This is a genomic window from Morganella sp. TYF_1 (genome assembly GCF_043105645.1).
GTDB classification, from domain to species: Bacteria; Pseudomonadota; Gammaproteobacteria; order Enterobacterales; family Enterobacteriaceae; genus Morganella; species Morganella morganii_B.
This window is the reverse complement of the sequence record NZ_JBICLU010000015.1, coordinates 600,492-616,557: the sequence shown is the minus strand read 5'-3', so window position 1 is coordinate 616,557 and position 16,066 is coordinate 600,492. Positions and strand designations below refer to the sequence as shown.

Annotated in this window: 11 protein-coding genes; 7 read left to right on the top strand and 4 right to left on the bottom strand. The window is 50.0% G+C overall.

Going from position 1 to position 16,066, the window contains the following annotated elements; all coding sequences use genetic code 11:
- Positions 1-2,391 (top strand): hypothetical protein (locus tag ACF8OF_RS08150; RefSeq protein ID WP_392496272.1); only part of this gene is annotated, 2,391 nt, incomplete at its 5' end.
- A 251-nt stretch (positions 2,392-2,642) separates the two neighbouring features.
- On the top strand, positions 2,643-2,984 hold the full coding sequence (locus ACF8OF_RS08145; protein WP_392496270.1) for a hypothetical protein: 342 nt from the start codon (positions 2,643-2,645) through the stop codon (positions 2,982-2,984).
- 164 nt (positions 2,985-3,148) lie between these two features.
- Here ACF8OF_RS08145 and ACF8OF_RS08140 read toward each other — a convergent pair whose 3' ends face one another.
- The 4 genes from ACF8OF_RS08140 to ttrB form a co-directional block, all read right to left on the bottom strand.
- The gene (locus tag ACF8OF_RS08140) at positions 3,149-3,691 is read right to left on the bottom strand and encodes a hypothetical protein (RefSeq protein ID WP_392496269.1); all 543 of its coding nucleotides are present in this window, start codon (positions 3,689-3,691) and stop codon (positions 3,149-3,151) included.
- 699 nt (positions 3,692-4,390) lie between these two features.
- Positions 4,391-7,471, bottom strand: coding sequence for a tetrathionate reductase subunit TtrA (ttrA, locus tag ACF8OF_RS08135; protein WP_392496268.1), 3,081 nt, complete (start codon positions 7,469-7,471; stop codon positions 4,391-4,393).
- Positions 7,464-8,528 (bottom strand): tetrathionate reductase subunit TtrC, encoded by a 1,065-nt coding sequence (gene ttrC / locus ACF8OF_RS08130; RefSeq protein ID WP_392496267.1) that lies wholly within the window; start codon positions 8,526-8,528, stop codon positions 7,464-7,466. The genes ttrA and ttrC overlap by 8 nt, the downstream gene beginning before the upstream one ends.
- A complete protein-coding gene (gene ttrB, locus ACF8OF_RS08125; RefSeq protein ID WP_046892453.1) occupies positions 8,528-9,265 on the bottom strand; it encodes a tetrathionate reductase subunit TtrB in 738 nt (245 codons plus the stop codon). Before ttrB ends, ttrC begins: the two co-directional genes overlap by 1 nt.
- Before the next feature lie 220 nt (positions 9,266-9,485).
- Here ttrB and ttrS point away from each other — a divergent pair, with 220 nt between their 5' ends.
- The 5 genes from ttrS (at position 9,486) to ACF8OF_RS08100 (ending at position 16,050) form a co-directional block, all read left to right on the top strand.
- Positions 9,486-11,240, top strand: coding sequence for a tetrathionate respiration histidine kinase TtrS (ttrS, locus tag ACF8OF_RS08120; protein WP_392496266.1), 1,755 nt, complete (start codon positions 9,486-9,488; stop codon positions 11,238-11,240).
- On the top strand, positions 11,231-11,842 hold the full coding sequence (gene ttrR, locus ACF8OF_RS08115; RefSeq protein WP_279796148.1) for a tetrathionate respiration response regulator TtrR: 612 nt from the start codon (positions 11,231-11,233) through the stop codon (positions 11,840-11,842). Before ttrS ends, ttrR begins: the two co-directional genes overlap by 10 nt.
- 91 nt (positions 11,843-11,933) lie before the next feature.
- The gene (locus ACF8OF_RS08110; RefSeq protein WP_392496264.1) at positions 11,934-12,875 is read left to right on the top strand and encodes a Kdo(2)-lipid IV(A) acyltransferase; all 942 of its coding nucleotides are present in this window, start codon (positions 11,934-11,936) and stop codon (positions 12,873-12,875) included.
- A 24-nt stretch (positions 12,876-12,899) separates the two neighbouring features.
- Positions 12,900-14,132, top strand: a complete 1,233-nt coding sequence (gene mdtG, locus ACF8OF_RS08105) for a multidrug efflux MFS transporter MdtG (protein WP_392496263.1) — start codon at positions 12,900-12,902, stop codon at positions 14,130-14,132.
- A gap of 394 nt (positions 14,133-14,526) precedes the next feature.
- Complete coding sequence (locus tag ACF8OF_RS08100) at positions 14,527-16,050, top strand: peptide MFS transporter (RefSeq protein ID WP_262858777.1); 1,524 nt, start codon at positions 14,527-14,529, stop codon at positions 16,048-16,050.
- The last annotated feature ends 16 nt before the right edge of the window (positions 16,051-16,066 follow it).

Below are 16,066 nucleotides of genomic sequence, written 5' to 3'. Positions count from 1 at the left end.
TTACTGCCTCTGGTGGTGGCAGGAGCAGCTGTGACTCCCGTGGCAACGTCTTATGTGCAGGCTCTGAAGAGTAAAACAGTCATTGCAGCCAGCACAGCCATGGGGGTATTAGGGTTAACCGCAGGAGCAAAAGCACTGCGGGACCGTTTCAGTTCACCGGAATCGATAAGAAACGACGACATAAAATCAGATTTACTGAAAGCAACTGACATGGATACCCAAAAACTGAGTCTGTCCGGAACACCTAAAAAAGTATTCAGAACATACAGACTCATTAGTGATGAGTCCGGTCAATCAAAAAGAATACAACCCCGAAAAGCAATGAATTTAGATCTGATCAGGCTGGGTTCAGAGATGTATAAAACAAAAGACTATCTGACATTCTCTCTTCCCTCACAACACACGATTCCGGATGTTCATCAGATTGGCGTTGTTAAAAAAATAAAAAAAGGCATAAATCATATTACCTTTGATTTTAGATCGGATACCGGACACTCGAAATGTATTATCTTTAGCTTAAGAAAATATAACATCGAAGAGGTTTTTAAATTATTAAAGCACGGAAAGGATCTCATTGTATGGGACAATGGTAGCGAATCGATAAGAAAGAATTTCTTTATGGACCTTACTCAAATCAGTAAATTTGATATAACCGTTAATCAGGGACTGATGTCTTTTGTTGATGTAAACATTAACAATGAAAACATTTATAAGGATATGACTGACAATACGTTAAGTGCGTTTTTTGCGGGTATTAACTGCGAAAAAACAAGTAAGTTTTACAGAGAAGTCCATATTAAAGATCTGACAACAGAACACGTTAAACCTCATATTTTATTAACTGACTGGTCAGGTTTCATATCCGTTGCGGAAAAAAACGGGATAGAAATAGACCGGCGTATAAATCCATTTACTGAAGAATGTATGACATTTTATGGCAGTAAAGAGCACTTAAAAATAATATCTGAACGTGAAATATTATTTGAATCAATATACAAAGGCAGGGTTAAACGGTCAGTAAGTACTGATGTCTCGCTGACAACGGCCCTTAATGCTGTAAGCTTTATCCATTTAACCAGAGTCTTATCTGATCCGAAGGTAGACAGAGAAACAAAAGAAAATACTATCCTTGATTATGTGAAAATTACATCAGCTGATGTTTTTTCTTTCAGTACCGGACTGATTGAACATATGGATCCTTTTAAACTTGTTTCCGGGCCTTATGCCGCCGGAGTAAAAGGGATACTGAAAACAGCAGGGGCCTCCGTTGGAGTGATATTCAGTGCATTGAACTTCATCGAAGGTGTGGAGGAGACCGATCTGGCAAAAATTGCGTCAGCCTCACTGGGTATATTAGGTGCTATCTCTGGTGTTGTTCTGTCAGGGTTTACCGGGTTTGGGTTTGCCTTGTTTTTAATGGGAGGCGTATTAATTCTGGATGCTATATCAGATACAAAAAAAAGAGGCAGACAAAGAGAAGCATTTTTTAAAGATACCATACTCAATGTGACCAGAAATCAACTGTATAATTATGCATGGATATCAAAAACGAATCAGAAAGGTGAACATGAAGGCAGTTATAATGAATTTATACTAACCGATAATAATGCTCCAGGTGAAAAGCAAAAGAATCCGGCTGATGAATATTTATTTTATGAATCACTGAGCGGACATCAGTATATAACACCGGAGAAAACCGGTAGTTTTGATAATGTTACCTATAACACATCTCCGGAAAGTGAAAATATGGGTTTTATCGGTTTTAAAACACATGAAGAAATTAAGGGTAAACGGATATCTCATATTATTTACACATCAGATGCCGCTATAAAAGACACATCTTATATCGCTCATAATAATCAGGGTAAGGACAGCATTCAGGGATATGATGATTTTCTGAATGGCGATGATACTATTTATTCCAGAAGTACCGGAGCAAGGATTAATGCTGGTGATGGACATGATATTGTATTCGTATCAGGTTCGGAAGACATCGTTGATGGTGGCTATGGTAGTAATACGGCAATTATAGATGGATTAAAGAGGAAAATAGTTCTTAATGTTTTTGGTGATGGTCATGCGTCAGTCGGTAATACCGTGTTAAAAAACTTCGGAAGTTACCTATTAACAGGACGTGGTCATGAGATTATTGTTAACCCTAATGGCTTGTCTGATACTATTCCGGTATTTATTTGCTCTGGGGGAGGACATATCATTCTGCGGAATCCGGTAAGTACCAATGGTGAGGCCATTATTCTGCAAAAAGGTAACAAACTCAGGCTGCCGGCCGGAAAAGGTTTTACATATGCATCAATACCTAACAGTATTTCAGTCGGAGGAAAAATAATTGCATTACAAAAAGGGTTTGTTGTATCGACTCTGTATGATTGACAGGGAGGGCTTGTTGCAAAAGAAGCCTGAGTCTTTTTCAGATTGAGTTGATGATGAACACCAGGGAAGTTCAATGGTTAAGCGTTGAGCAAAAAACGCGCTCATTTATTATTTGTAACACGTTTATAAATGAAAATCATTTCCTGTAAAAATATTTTGTCACAATATCCTTCTGATTTTTTCTTTATATTAAGTACATTTACTATAATATAATTATTCAATACGTACGATTAATCAGAATGGTATATATAATGTACAAAAAATTATTGATGCTCCCTCTTTTTGGTATTTCATTGTTACTCTCCGGATGCAGCGAAGATATGCCCCCAAAATGCGATAGTAAGGAAACGAAAAATTTATTAAATCAGGTTGTTGTTAATTACTTCAATCAGATGGGTATCAGAAATGTAACCCCATCCATCACCGGTCATGAGATGTTAGAAAAACATGAAAAAGCTAAAGAATATACGTGTGAGGCCAGAGTTGTAGTCACTCAGGCAAATGGCAGAATGAACTCCGAGATAGTTAACTACTCCGTATTTCTTGACGAAAATAAAAAAGGACAATTTTTTGTCCAAATCAATGATGACTAAGTTATTTTAATATTTTTTGTAAAAAAGCCTCATTATAACGAGGCTTTTTATGTACCTCCCTCCCTGAATAAAAACCAGCGTATTCAGAAAACACAAAAATAGTACCCATGAAAAACGGAATCTATGGTCACTCCTGTTTTCAAAGCCGGTCCCTCCGGGAAGGATTATTTTTTTAAGCTTTCCAATAAGCCATTTTCGAATTCATTTGTAGATGTACAGTCAGTTGGCTTTATTTTTTCGTTACCATCAGAAGCAACTAAATCAGCATATCCATTAACCTGAACTGAAATATTACTTCCTTCTTCAGAACTCCATACTTGAGTTACAATTCGGTAATGCTCTTGAATATTCTGTGTCTGGGTCAGGTCAGAACATTCTAAATAAATGCCTGCTATATCTAAATTACTACCAATTGCAGCCACAATACCAACTTGCTGATTTTGAACAGATGGTATTAACCCTTTTTTTTGGTAATAAGATTTAACCATAGCGATAATCTCATCAGGCTTACGGTTTCCTATCAATGTTGTTAATATCGTTCCTTGTGCATCTTGTGCATCACTCTGACCCGATATTCCTCCTCCACTCATTGTGTCCTGATTTCCTGTTTTAACCGGACCATAAACTGAAATACCACCTGTTACACAGCCAGTTAAAGAAGAAAAGATACTGATCGCAACTAACGTTTTCGCTATGAATTTGTTCATATGCTTATCGGTAATAAAGATTATTACAGCTGGCAATAAAAACACAGGTAACTATCAACAAAAAAAATCTAATACTCATATTCAGATTTCCATTCTTATAAAATAGGGTGATTAAACTAAAGGCGACGAAAATTTAAAATAATGCCAAGATAAAATAATGTCAATATAAAATAACAAATGAACATCCCACAAGTAACCAGCATGCGATCTAAAACAAAGTCCATTTATGGTCTGAATACAATTTATGGGTTTCATTTCCATAGTGTAAATTGACTTATTTCAAGCGTAAAAAAAACATATTGAAAATCGACATCTGAATATAAATAAAAAACAAACTGGCAGCATTGACATTGTTTTAAATTATCGTACCCTTATTTTAATTTAAACGCCTTATTTTATAAGAATGGAAATCTGAATATGAGTATTAGGTTTTTTTTATTAATAATTACCTGTTTTCTTATTGTTGGCTGTGCGAACTTTTATTACCGATGAATAGCGGTGAACGAAAATAGGCAGATATCATTGAACTTCCCGCTGAAAAAGACTCAGGCTTCCGTGTTCAGCATCAATTCAATTTTTGCCGCAAGCCCTTTTTTCTGCCCACTGAAAAGAAAAACCCCTAATCGTTGGATATCCGACTTTCGGGGTTTACTTTACAGAGTGGTCAGAGGTGATGACGGATTGAGGCAGACCGTGTTATCAGGCTGCGGAAATCCGTTCCACTTTCGCCGGCAGTCCCTGCCGGACAGAGGCGCCGGTTACCCAGTCCAGCCAGGTGTTCGCGACCTGACGGGTCGGGTCAGCAAAACCCAGGTCGTTGATATTAATGCCGGACGCGATGCGTTTATCCATCGCCAGCGCTTCGCCGTCAAGATAGTGCTGACGCGCACCCATTTCGTGATGTCCGTAACCGTGTTCAATCGCCACCACCCCCGGCATCACCCCGGTCAGCAGGCTGATTTGCGCTTCAACACTGCCCCCCGGCGTGGTGATGCGAACAAGGTCCCCGTGCTGCACGCCGAATTTTTCGCCGTCCGCCGGGTTGATCGCCACCAGGTTTGACGGTTTCACATGGTGCAGGCGCTCAATCATGGTGGTTGAACTGCTCATCACATGGGATTTAAACGACATCAGTTTCAGCGGCCAGCTTTCCGCCGGATAAACGCGGTCAATATCGCTGCCGTCAGACAGGCGCGGCGGGTAATAGGCCGGACATCCGCTGAAACGCTCACCGGTGATAGCATGGCGGTTCTGCGCCACATCCGCATTCCAGATCTGCAGCGGCTGTTTCCATTGCGGCCCGGTTTTCTCTCCGTCCCAGCCCTTTTCATACGGTGCAAAACGACCACCGCGGCTGTAGAGATATGCCACACGGCTGATTTCATCCGCTTTCAGTACCTGCTGCATAGCAGGCATGATGCGATCCACCCCGGACAAACGGATATCCGCCTCTTTAGCCTCCGGCCCCGGTTTCTCGCCCATAAAGGCGGTATTGGCAGCGACACGCAGATAATAGTCTTCTGCCGTGTTCAGCGGATACGTGTTGCCGTCATTGTCTGCGATAGCATTATCACCAAATCCCGGCAGTTCAAGGGCTTTTGCCACCGCAATACAGAAGGATTCCATGGCAACCGGCTGACCATCCGCTGTTTTTGCCACACGCGGCGCAACAACCGGCCAGCGGGCGGTGGTGGCTTTGGTCTGCACACCGGACCACGGTGCACTGAATCCCCAGCTTTCAAAGTTATGGGTATCCGGGACGATGTAGTCCGCCAGTGCGGTAGTCTCATTCATAAAGGCATCAATGCCGATAATCAGCGGCAGGTGTGCCGGATCTTTCAGTTTCTCTTCCATCACCTGACGCATTCCCGCAATACCGTACAGCGGGTTGGTCATATTGGTGATCCAGGCTTTCAGCTTGTGCGGATACCCCTCAAGCGCGGAGCCGAGCTGTTCTGTCAACTGACCGGCTGCCAGCGGATACCACGGTGCTTTGGCCGGATACGGGTTCTGACCGGCAGACACTTTGTTTTTGTACTCATCGGACTTTTCATAAACTGACTTACTGCGCGCCAGGTTCATGCCTTTCGGTTTGACTTTGCCCGGGAAGCTGTCCATTTTGTAACACGGCCCGTCATTGGCACCGTTGAACTTACCACCGCCGACAGACACACCACCTTTCAGGTTCATGTTGCCAATCAGTGCGTTAAGCATGATCACCGCCCAGGCATTATAAAAACCGTTACCGGACATCATACCGCCGTGGGAAATCACGGCTGCCTGGCGCCCGTACGACGTCAGTGTTTTCGCCAGTGCGGCAATTGTTTCTTCCGGCACACCACATCGGGCGCTGTATTCTGCCGGGGTAAAGCGCTGCGCGGACTCTTTCAGCAGCAGGAAGCTGCTCTTCAGATTCACCGTCGTACCGTCTGCCAGCGTGACCGGCTGACTGACTTCCAGTACCGCGCGATCACAGTTGTCCGCAGGCACCAGCTCACCCTGCTCTGTCATCACGATGTACACCGGTTCTTCAGATGTCTGTCCGTTCAGTGCTTCCGCTGTCAGATGCTGACCGGCCAGCGGATGCGCATCATCGGTAATGACAAGGTGAGTCGCGTTTGTCCAGCTGCTCTCACCGACACGCTTCATGGAGGCTTCCCCCGGAACGGCGAGATACGCCGCGTTATAGCGGTTATTCTCAATCATCCAGCGGATCATACCCATCACCAGCGCGGAATCCGTTCCCGGTGTGATTGGGATCCAGTGTCCGTGATCATTGGCAAGTGTGGTGGTCAGCGGCAGTGCCGGTGAAACCACCGCATAGTTAAAGCTGTCGCGGATCCGCGCATTCGCCAGCTGACGCCCCTGGCGTTTGAACGGGTTACCGGACTGTGCCGGAGAGGTGCCGAGGAACAGCGCAAATTTCACATAATCCCAGTCCGGTTTGACGTGGGCGTTTTTATCCAGGTCGTTCATCAGTGCGCCGGAACCGGCGCGGTAAGCCAGTCCGCAGTACGAGCCGTGCGCACCGAAGTTTTTGCTGCCAAAGGCATTCTGGGCAAAACGGCGGATAAAGGTATCGCGCCCGTCATCCCCGGCATTGGTCACCAGTAACTGGTTTGCCACCGGGCCGAGAGCAGGCTGTGCCGGATCAATCAGCGTATCGAGGTCACGGATGGCACGCAGCCCGTCAACATGGCCTTCACCGAACAGATCACCGCCTTCCGTCACTTCTTTAATCAGCTGTTCAAAGCTGATACGCTGCCATTTGCCTTCACCGCGTTTACCGGCGCGCTTCATCGGCTCCAGGATACGCAGCGGGCTGTGCAGCCCTTCCATCAGAGTTGCACCACGGGCACAGGCGGTGGAACGCCCTTCCAGGCCGCTTTCGCCGCCCATATTTTTCAGGGCATCCGCCAGCGGCGTGTTATAGGCGATATGGTGGTCGTGAGAAAGCGGATGATACGGGTTACCGGCAATGCGGATCACCTGATTGGTTTCGCGGTCAACGCGGGCACGGATCCCGCACTGCGTCCAGCAACCGAAGCACTGGGTCATTGAGACTGCCTGTGCGTTTTCCGCCTGCCAGCCTTTCAGGGCATTCCCTTCCGGGATCAGCGAGTTGCCGTTAATGCGGTGCAGCGTCACTTTACCGGAAGTACCGTTCATCAGTCCGTCGACGGCGCGTTTCGCCACATCGCGGTAACTGTAACCGAACGCTGCCAGTCCGCCGATCGCCAAACCTGCTTTTAACCACTGACGTCTTGTTGACTTAGCCATGTTGTACACCCCCGTCCTGCGCGACTTTCTGTTGATTCTGTACTTTGTTATTAACCCAGCGGATACCTTCACGGAATATAATCACCAGAGCTATCCATAAACCGATCGTGCCGATAATGGCCTGAATACCATCCGTGCCCATCGGCAGGCTGTACGGATTGTGCATAACATTGTATTTCGGCAGCGTCTGTACCTGCATCAGCAACAGCCAGCGCAGCGACCAGGTCAGGAACAGCGTCAGCAGGGTATGAACGGTGACATACACCACTGAACCACGATGCGTCAGCAGACGAACCGCCAGCACCATCAGGACAATCCACAGAACGATTTCCCCCATCGCCAGTGTCCACCCGGTTGTGCCGAAACTTAGCTGAGCGCGGATAGCGGCACCGGAAATGGTGTCACCGGCGATCCAGAAGCCCATACATACCGCCAGCAGCAGTAATGAAACCACCTGTAAACGCGCCAATTGCGCCTGGTACTGCGGCTCCCGGCGGGCTCCCAGCATCATCAGCGCAGGCAGTGCCTGTAATGCACTGAAAAAGAGCAGCACCGGGATCCAGTAACTGAACCAGATCGGATGCGCGCGCACCACAGACACCTCACGGCCGGTATACAGCAGCAGGCCGATAGCAAATGCGGCACTGCCGAGTGCCACCCAGCGGGTCAGTTTAAACTGCTTATGCCAGATTTTATCCGCCACCAGCGCCAGGAAATAGAGACCGATACAGCCGGTAAATGCCGGCAGGAACAGAGCGCCCCACGGCATCCACGACCACGGCGTCGGATAAGCATAGAAATGCCAGACACGGGCGGTCTGATGCAGATCCGCTGTCAGCGCCATCGGTGCGGCGATCCCGAGGGTGATGCTGATAAAGACCGCCAGCATCTCGAGGCGGGCATCCCGTTTGTCACCGCGCCAGCGCTGCCAGCAGGCATACAGGGCGGCACAGGCGGCGATCCCGATCATAAAGAAGTATTGCACCGCCCACGGCAGCCAGGTGATTTCCTGCGGCCGGGCCAGCACTTCCTGAATAAACATCGTTTGTTCAGTCATCAGTGGATCTCCTGCCATAATGCGGGTTGTCCGCGGTTTTCCAGCGGATGGACAAAAGCCTCATCCAGTCCCAGATAGAACACCTGCGGCAGTGTGCCGTTTTCCGGTTTCAGCACTTTAATCGCGGCTTCATGCTCTCTGAGCATTTTGCTGATGGTGCTGGACGGATCTTTCAGGTCACCGATAATACGTGCGCCGCCGACACAGGATTCCACACAGGCCGGTAACAGCCCCGCTTCCAGGCGGTGGGCGCAGAAGGTGCATTTATCTGCGGTTTGTGTGCTGTGGTTAATAAAGCGGGCATCGTACGGACAGGCCTGCACACAATAGGCGCAGCCGACACAGCGGGTGTTATCCACCACCACAATGCCGTCTTCGCGCTGGAAAGTGGCCTGCACCGGACATACCGGCACACACGGCGGGTTATCACAATGGTTGCACAGACGCGGCAGCAGCACGTTGGTGGTCGCCTCTTCATTGCGGATCTGAATCTGATACTGGCTGACACTGGTGCGGAACTGCCCCTGCGGGCTCTGGTTTTCAACAGAACAGCTGACGGTACAGGACTGACAGCCGACACAGCGGCGTAAATCAATCAGCATGCCGTAGCGCTTTGACGGGTCGCCTTCACGGCGGGTCGGCGAAAAATGCAGACCTGCCTCCGCCATCGGAACCAGGGCCGTACCTGCTGTCAGGACGCCCAGGTTTTGCAGAAATTTTCGTTTGCCAAGATCCATACTGCTCTCCGGTGTATTTGGAACGCCATTGCTCGTTGTATTCAAACTCAACCAAAAGGAATAAACATGTTGTTGAGTAAAGGGATATGTCATTATGAGGATTGTAAAAATTGCCGGAGACTTCCCCTATTGTGGTTAACCACATAACGGGGAATACGTTGATCTAAAACAACAGATTTTTCTCAGAAAACGGACACAGGACGCACTGACCCGGGGACACATGCAGATAGCCGCACGCACAGGTTTGCTGACCGCACTGTTATTTTTCACCTCTTTTTCATTTGCCGCACAGTGGACTATCGGTGTGCTGGCACTGCGGGGGGATGCGCCGACACGTCATTACTGGGAGCCGCTGACAGAGCAGCTCAACCGCGCCCTGCCCGGCGAACAGTTCACCCTGCTGCCGCTGACGCTGGATCAGATGCGGGAAGCGCTGCACAATAACGAAATTCAGTTTGTCCTCACTAATCCGGCACAGTTTATCCAGCTGGACAGCAACTTTCCCCTGCGCTGGCTGGTCTCCCTGCGTTCGGCTTATGAGCCGGATAACGCCACCCGTAATGTGATCGGCAGTGTGCTGCTGGTACGTAAAGAGAGCGCTTATCAGACGCCGGCGGATCTGACCGGTAAAAAAGTCGGGGCTGTCGCGCCGGATGCCTTCGGCGGCTATTTATTAGGCTATAAAGCATTGCGTGATGCGGGTATCGATCCGCCGCGTGATTACCACCTTCAGTTCTCGGGATTTCCGGCTGATGCCCTGCTTTATCTGCTGCGCGATAAGGCGATTTCCGGTGCGATTGTCCCGGCATGTCTGATCGAATCCATGGATAAAGAAGGACTCATTCACCAGGATGATTTCCGACCGCTGATCCGGCACGACAGTACCATTCCCTGCTGGACCAGCAGCGAATTATACCCGAACTGGTCATTTGCCGCGGGCAGTGATGTGCCGGACGAACTGGCGGATGAAGTCACCCGGGTGCTGCTGAACAGCCACGGCGAAAAAACCATGCGCTGGGGTGCGCCGTCATCCACCCGCCAGGTGGAAAATTTGCTGAGGGAGGTTAATCAGCACCCGCAGCAGCGCCAGTTCTGGCAGGAGATTATCAGCTGGAGCCGGAAAAACAGCTGGCTGTTAGGCTCGGTTGTTATCGTTTTTCTGCTACTCGGTATCAACCATGTGTGGATTGCTTTCCGGGTGCGCCGCCGTACCCGCCAGCTGGAAGCCGCCCATTCACAGTTACAGCGCCAGCAGCAGGATCTGGAAAAAGCCCAGCAGCTCAGTGTACTCGGGGAGATGGCCTCCGGTTTTGCGCATGAGCTGAATCAGCCGCTGTCTGCTATCCGTCATTATGCTCAGGGCTCGCAAATCCGGCTGGAGCGGGAAGATCCCGCCCATCCGCTGCTGCCGGTCATGACACAGATTGACAGCCAGGCCGAACGCGGTGCCAGCATTATCCGTAATCTGCGGCTGTGGGCGGGGAACAGCCCGTCCTCCCCGGAAGGCGCACCTGTGCCGCAGAATATCGCGGCGGTGCCGGATCTGGTCTGGAAACTGCTGCGGGTTACAGAACGATATCCTTCTGCGGTTTTATATAACACCGTTGCTCATGATGCCGTATTACACTTGCCCCCGGCACTGGCGGATCAGGTGCTTTCCAATCTGTTCAGTAACAGTTTGCAGGCCGGGGCGGATTGCATCCGGGTGACACACCATTATACACCGGGCGGGCAGATTCTGGTGGTGCAGGATAACGGCGGCGGGATGGATGAAGCACAGCTGGCGCAACCTTTTGCCCCGTTCCGTTCCACCCGGGCCGAAGGACTCGGGCTCGGGCTGGTGATTTGCCAGCGCCTGATGCGCAGCCAGGGCGGTGATATTCACATGGAAAATTGCACCGGTCCGGACGAACAGCCCGGCTTATGTGTTACTCTTATCTTCAGTGAACCGACAAAGGAACCCCCATGCCCGTGATCCACCTGGTTGATGATGATGTTGCTGTAACACAGGCGTGTCAGTTTTTGCTGGAGAGCCTCGGTTATGAAGTGCGTGTCTGGAATGACAGCCGGACATTTATTGAACAGGCACCGCTGCATACCTGCGGTATTGTATTACTGGATATGCGCATGCCGCCCCCTGACGGCTGCCGGGTACATCAGCGGCTTCTGGAGCAGCACAGTACCCTGGCGGTCATATTCCTGACCGGCCACGGCGACCTGCCGATGGCGGTTGAACAAATGAAACTCGGCGCGGTGGATTTTCTGCAGAAACCGGTGGCCACACAACCGTTACAGGCAGCACTGACCCGCGCCGCCGCTGTGACCGGTAAAGCTGTGGCCTGTGCCCAAATTCGTGACCGTTTTCAGACCCTGACACCAAAAGAGCGCCAGATCGCCGGTTTTGTGGCACAAGGACTGATGAACCGGGAAATCGCGGATATCGCCCATGTCGCGGTAAGAACGGTCGAAGTACACCGCGCCAAAGTGATGGAAAAAATGGCGGCGGGCAGCCTCGCAGAGCTGGTCACACAGCTCAACAGCATTACGGACGCTGAAAACAGCAGCGCAGAACACTAACACCTGCGACTGATACTACGTATAATTTAATGTTATATCATTTACATGAACCCGCATCTGCTGATGCTTTAAACAATAACGATGTCTGACTATGATTACAGCTCCTGAATTTCAACGCTCGTTTCTGCATCCCCGCTACTGGCTGACCTGGTTTGGCCTGGGTGTACTGTATGTACTGGTGTTGCTGCCGTATCCGGTGATTTACTGGCTGGGCACCCGTCTTGGTCGTCTGTCCATGCGTTTTCTCAAACGCCGCGCGGAGATTGCTGACCGCAATCTGCAATTGTGCTTTCCGGATATGCCGGAAGAAAAGCGCAAGGCGATGGTGGTGGCGAATTTTGAATCCGTCGGCATGGGGCTGTTTGAAACCGGAATGGCCTGGTTCTGGCCGGACTGGCGGGTAAAACGCTGGTTTAAGGTCGAAGGCCGCGAACATATTCAGAAAGTACAGGCATCCGGACAAGGTATTATCGTGATAGGCATCCATTTCCTGACCCTGGAACTGGGCGCACGGATTTTCGGTATGCTCAATCCAGGCATCGGGGTTTACCGTCCGAACGATAACCCGGTGATGGACTGGATGCAGACCACCGGTCGTTTGCGATCCAACAAATCCATGCTCGACCGCAAGGATGTCAAAGGGATGATCCGCGCCCTGCGTGACGGACAGATTTTGTGGTATGCACCGGATCACGATTACGGCCCGCGCAAAAGTGTGTTCGCCCCGCTGTTTGCCGTGGAGAAAGCTGCCACCACCACCGGTACGTCTATTCTGGTCAAAGCCGGTCGTGCAGCACTGATCCCGTTCACACCGCGCCGCCTGCCGGACGGAAAAGGCTATGAACTGCTGATCCAGCCCCCTGCGGACGGTTTTCCGGAAGATGATGATGTGGCTGCCGCAACCTTTATGAACCATGTTGTGGAAAAACAAATTTTACGCGCCCCGGAACAATATATGTGGCTGCACCGGCGCTTCAAAACACGGCCGGAAGGCGAACCATCCCTCTATCATGACCGGGATAAAGTCCATTAAAAAAGGAATTAAATTACTACCCTGATGCAGAACAAAGCCCCCAACCGTAACTGGAAACGAAATCTTTATGTTGTGTGGTTCGGCTGTTTTCTGACCGGTGCCGCCTTCAGCCTGATCATGCCCTTTTTGCCGCTCTATGTGGAAGAGCTCGGGGTGACAGACCATGAGGAACTCAATCTGTGGACGGGGGCGGCATTCAGTATTACCTTCCTGTTTTCTGCCATTGCCGCGCCTTTCTGGGGCAAACTCTCTGATCGCAAAGGCCGTAAGCTGATGCTGCTTCGCTCCGCGCTCGGTATGGCGATTGTCATGCTGCTGATGGGCTTTGCGCAGAATGTCTGGCAATTGCTGTTTCTGCGCGCCCTGCTCGGGCTGCTGGGCGGTTTCGTGCCGAATGCCAATGCCCTGATTGCCACTCAGGTACCGGTCAAGCGCACCGGCTGGGCGCTGGGCACGCTTTCCACCGGTGCCGTCAGCGGCGCACTTATCGGCCCGCTTATCGGCGGTTTTCTGGCGGATCAGACCGGATTGCGCCCCGTCTTCTATATTACCGCCACCGTACTGTTTATCTGCTTTTTCGTGACGCTGTTTTTTGTCCGTGAAAACTTCACACCGGCATCACGCAAAGATGCCCTCAACACAAAACAGGTCTTTGCAGCGATAAAAAATCCGCGCCTGGTGATTTGTCTGTTCTTTACCACAATGTGTATTCAGATTGCGGCGGGCTCAGTCAGCCCGGTTATCACCCTGTATATCCGCGAACTCGGCGGACATACTGAAAACCTGGCGTTTATCAGCGGGTTAATTGCTTCTGTACCGGGACTGGCGGCACTGATCAGCGCGCCGCGACTCGGAAAACTGAGTGACCGGATAGGGCCGGATAAAGTGCTGATTACCATGCTGGCGGTCTCTGTGTTTGTCATCCTGCCGATGGCCTGGGTCACCCATTACTGGCAGCTCGGTGCCCTGCGTTTTCTGCTCGGTGCCGTCAATGCCGCTCTGCTGCCTGCCGTACAAACCCTGATTATTTATCATATCTCCCATGAAATTGCCGGGCGGATTTTCAGCTATAACCAGGCACTGCGTGATACCGGCAATGTTGCGGGACCGTTAATGGGTGCCTGGGTGGCTGCGCATTTCGGCTTCGCTTCTGTCTTTTATTTCACCGCTGCGGTTGTACTGTTTAATCTGTTTTATTCGTGGTGGTGCATAAAATCGCAGAGCGTTCAGAAAATTAAATCCGCCGATATCGGGTAGATATCGCCGGTTTTCATCCGGTTACTTTTCACTGTCAGCCATTTGTTACTGAAATTTCATCTTTACGTTATCAATAAACTTTAACTGGTTGATTTAAAATAATTTTGTAAACATATGTAAGCTTCATAATCCACATCTTCTGTCAATAGACACCCTCACATTTTGTATAAATAAGTCTTGTGAAATGAGATTTTTGTCGACATTTCATCTAAAAAATGGTTTATAAAATAGAAAACGTGCTTTAAGTGAATACGATTCACGATAAGTGTGTTAATAATACTTTAATAAGACAGGATGTTTATTGATACGCAAAAGTATCATTTTGTTAACAGGAACTGTTTATCCTTACCATTTTCAGGCTTATTCTCCGGAATAAACCTTTGGGAAATTACAGATGCAATCAACAACAAACAAAAAACGTACTTTCTTCGGGCATCCTTACCCGCTGAGCTCACTGTTCTTTACCGAGATGTGGGAGCGTTTCTCCTTCTACGGTATCCGTCCGTTACTGATCCTGTTTATGGCAGCCACCGTCTATGAAGGCGGGATGGATATTCCGCGTGAACAGGCATCCGCTATCGTCGGTATTTTTGCCGGTGCGATTTACCTGACTTCCCTGCCGGGCGGCTGGCTGGCGGATAACTGGCTCGGACAGCGTCTCGCGGTCTGGTACGGCTCCATTCTCATTGCACTGGGTCACCTCTCGATTGCCCTGTCGGCAATCTGGTCACCAAAGCTGTTCTTTGTCGGTCTGCTGTTTATCGTTATCGGTACCGGGTTATTTAAAACCTGTGTGACGGTGATGGTCGGTACACTGTACAAAGAGGACGATACACGCCGTGACGGCGGTTTTTCCCTGTTCTACATGGGGATTAACATGGGCTCCTTTATCGCGCCGCTGGCGACCGGCTGGTTAGTGCCTAACTTCGGCTGGCACTGGGGCTTCGGTATCGGTGGTCTGGGGATGTTAGTGGCCCTGCTGGTGTTCCGCTTCTACGCGGTACCGCTGATGCGTCAGTATGACGGTGAAGTCGGTATGGATTCCAGCTGGGATCGCCCGACGGTCGCGCGCAAAAATGTCGGCATGTGGGTAGGTCTGGCGGCAGCGGTTATCGCGGTTGTCACTGCCCTGATCGCCGGCGATGTTATCCCGTTCAACCCGATGCTGGTTGCCACCAACATGGTTTACCTCATCTCCGGGATGGTTATTCTCTACTTCATCTACCTGTTTGTGTTTGCCGGTCTGCAAAGCAGTGAACGCATCCGCTTGTTTGTCTGTTTTATTCTGTTAGTCACCGCCGCCCTGTTCTGGTCTGCGTTTGAACAGAAACCAACATCATTCAACCTGTTTGCGAAGGATTACACTGACCGTAACCTGTTCGGTTTTGAAATCCCGACCGTCTGGTTCCAGTCCATCAACGCCCTGTTTATCATTATACTGGCCCCGGTGTTCAGCTGGTTATGGCCTGCCCTGGCGCGCCGTAATATGAACCTTAGCAGTATCACCAAGTTTATGTTCGGTGTCCTGTTCGCAGCGGGTGGTTTTGCGGTGATGATGATGGCGTCCGAACGCGTGATTGAAACCAGTGCCGGTGTCTCCCCGATGTGGCTGACGTTCAGTATCCTGCTGCTGACCCTGGGTGAGCTGTGCTTAAGCCCGATTGGTCTGGCAACCATGACACTGCTGGCGCCGATGAAAATGCGCGGTCAGGTGATGGGTCTGTGGTTCTGTGCCAGTGCGCTGGGTAACCTCGCAGCCGGTATCATGGGCGGTAATGTCCGTCCGGATCAGCTGATGAACCTGCCGGGCTTCTTCTCACACGTTTCTGTTGCCCTGCTTATCTGTGCCGCGGTCCTGTGTGTGCTGATTGTGCCGGTGCGGAAAATGCTGCAAAGCGCAGACAACAAATCTGCCTGACAGCGATAGTATATAA

Coding starts and splice junctions, on each gene's coding strand:
- ACF8OF_RS08145 (WP_392496270.1), top strand. CDS start 2,643: ATGTACAAAAAATTATTGATGCTCCCTCTTTTTGGTATTTCATTGTTA.
- ttrS (WP_392496266.1), top strand. CDS start 9,486: ATGCAGATAGCCGCACGCACAGGTTTGCTGACCGCACTGTTATTTTTC.
- mdtG (WP_392496263.1), top strand. CDS start 12,900: ATGCAGAACAAAGCCCCCAACCGTAACTGGAAACGAAATCTTTATGTT.
- ttrA (WP_392496268.1), bottom strand. CDS start 7,471: ATGGCTAAGTCAACAAGACGTCAGTGGTTAAAAGCAGGTTTGGCGATC.
- ttrR (WP_279796148.1), top strand. CDS start 11,231: ATGCCCGTGATCCACCTGGTTGATGATGATGTTGCTGTAACACAGGCG.
- ttrB (WP_046892453.1), bottom strand. CDS start 9,265: ATGGATCTTGGCAAACGAAAATTTCTGCAAAACCTGGGCGTCCTGACA.
- ACF8OF_RS08100 (WP_262858777.1), top strand. CDS start 14,527: ATGCAATCAACAACAAACAAAAAACGTACTTTCTTCGGGCATCCTTAC.
- ttrC (WP_392496267.1), bottom strand. CDS start 8,528: ATGACTGAACAAACGATGTTTATTCAGGAAGTGCTGGCCCGGCCGCAG.
- ACF8OF_RS08110 (WP_392496264.1), top strand. CDS start 11,934: ATGATTACAGCTCCTGAATTTCAACGCTCGTTTCTGCATCCCCGCTAC.
- ACF8OF_RS08140 (WP_392496269.1), bottom strand. CDS start 3,691: ATGAACAAATTCATAGCGAAAACGTTAGTTGCGATCAGTATCTTTTCT.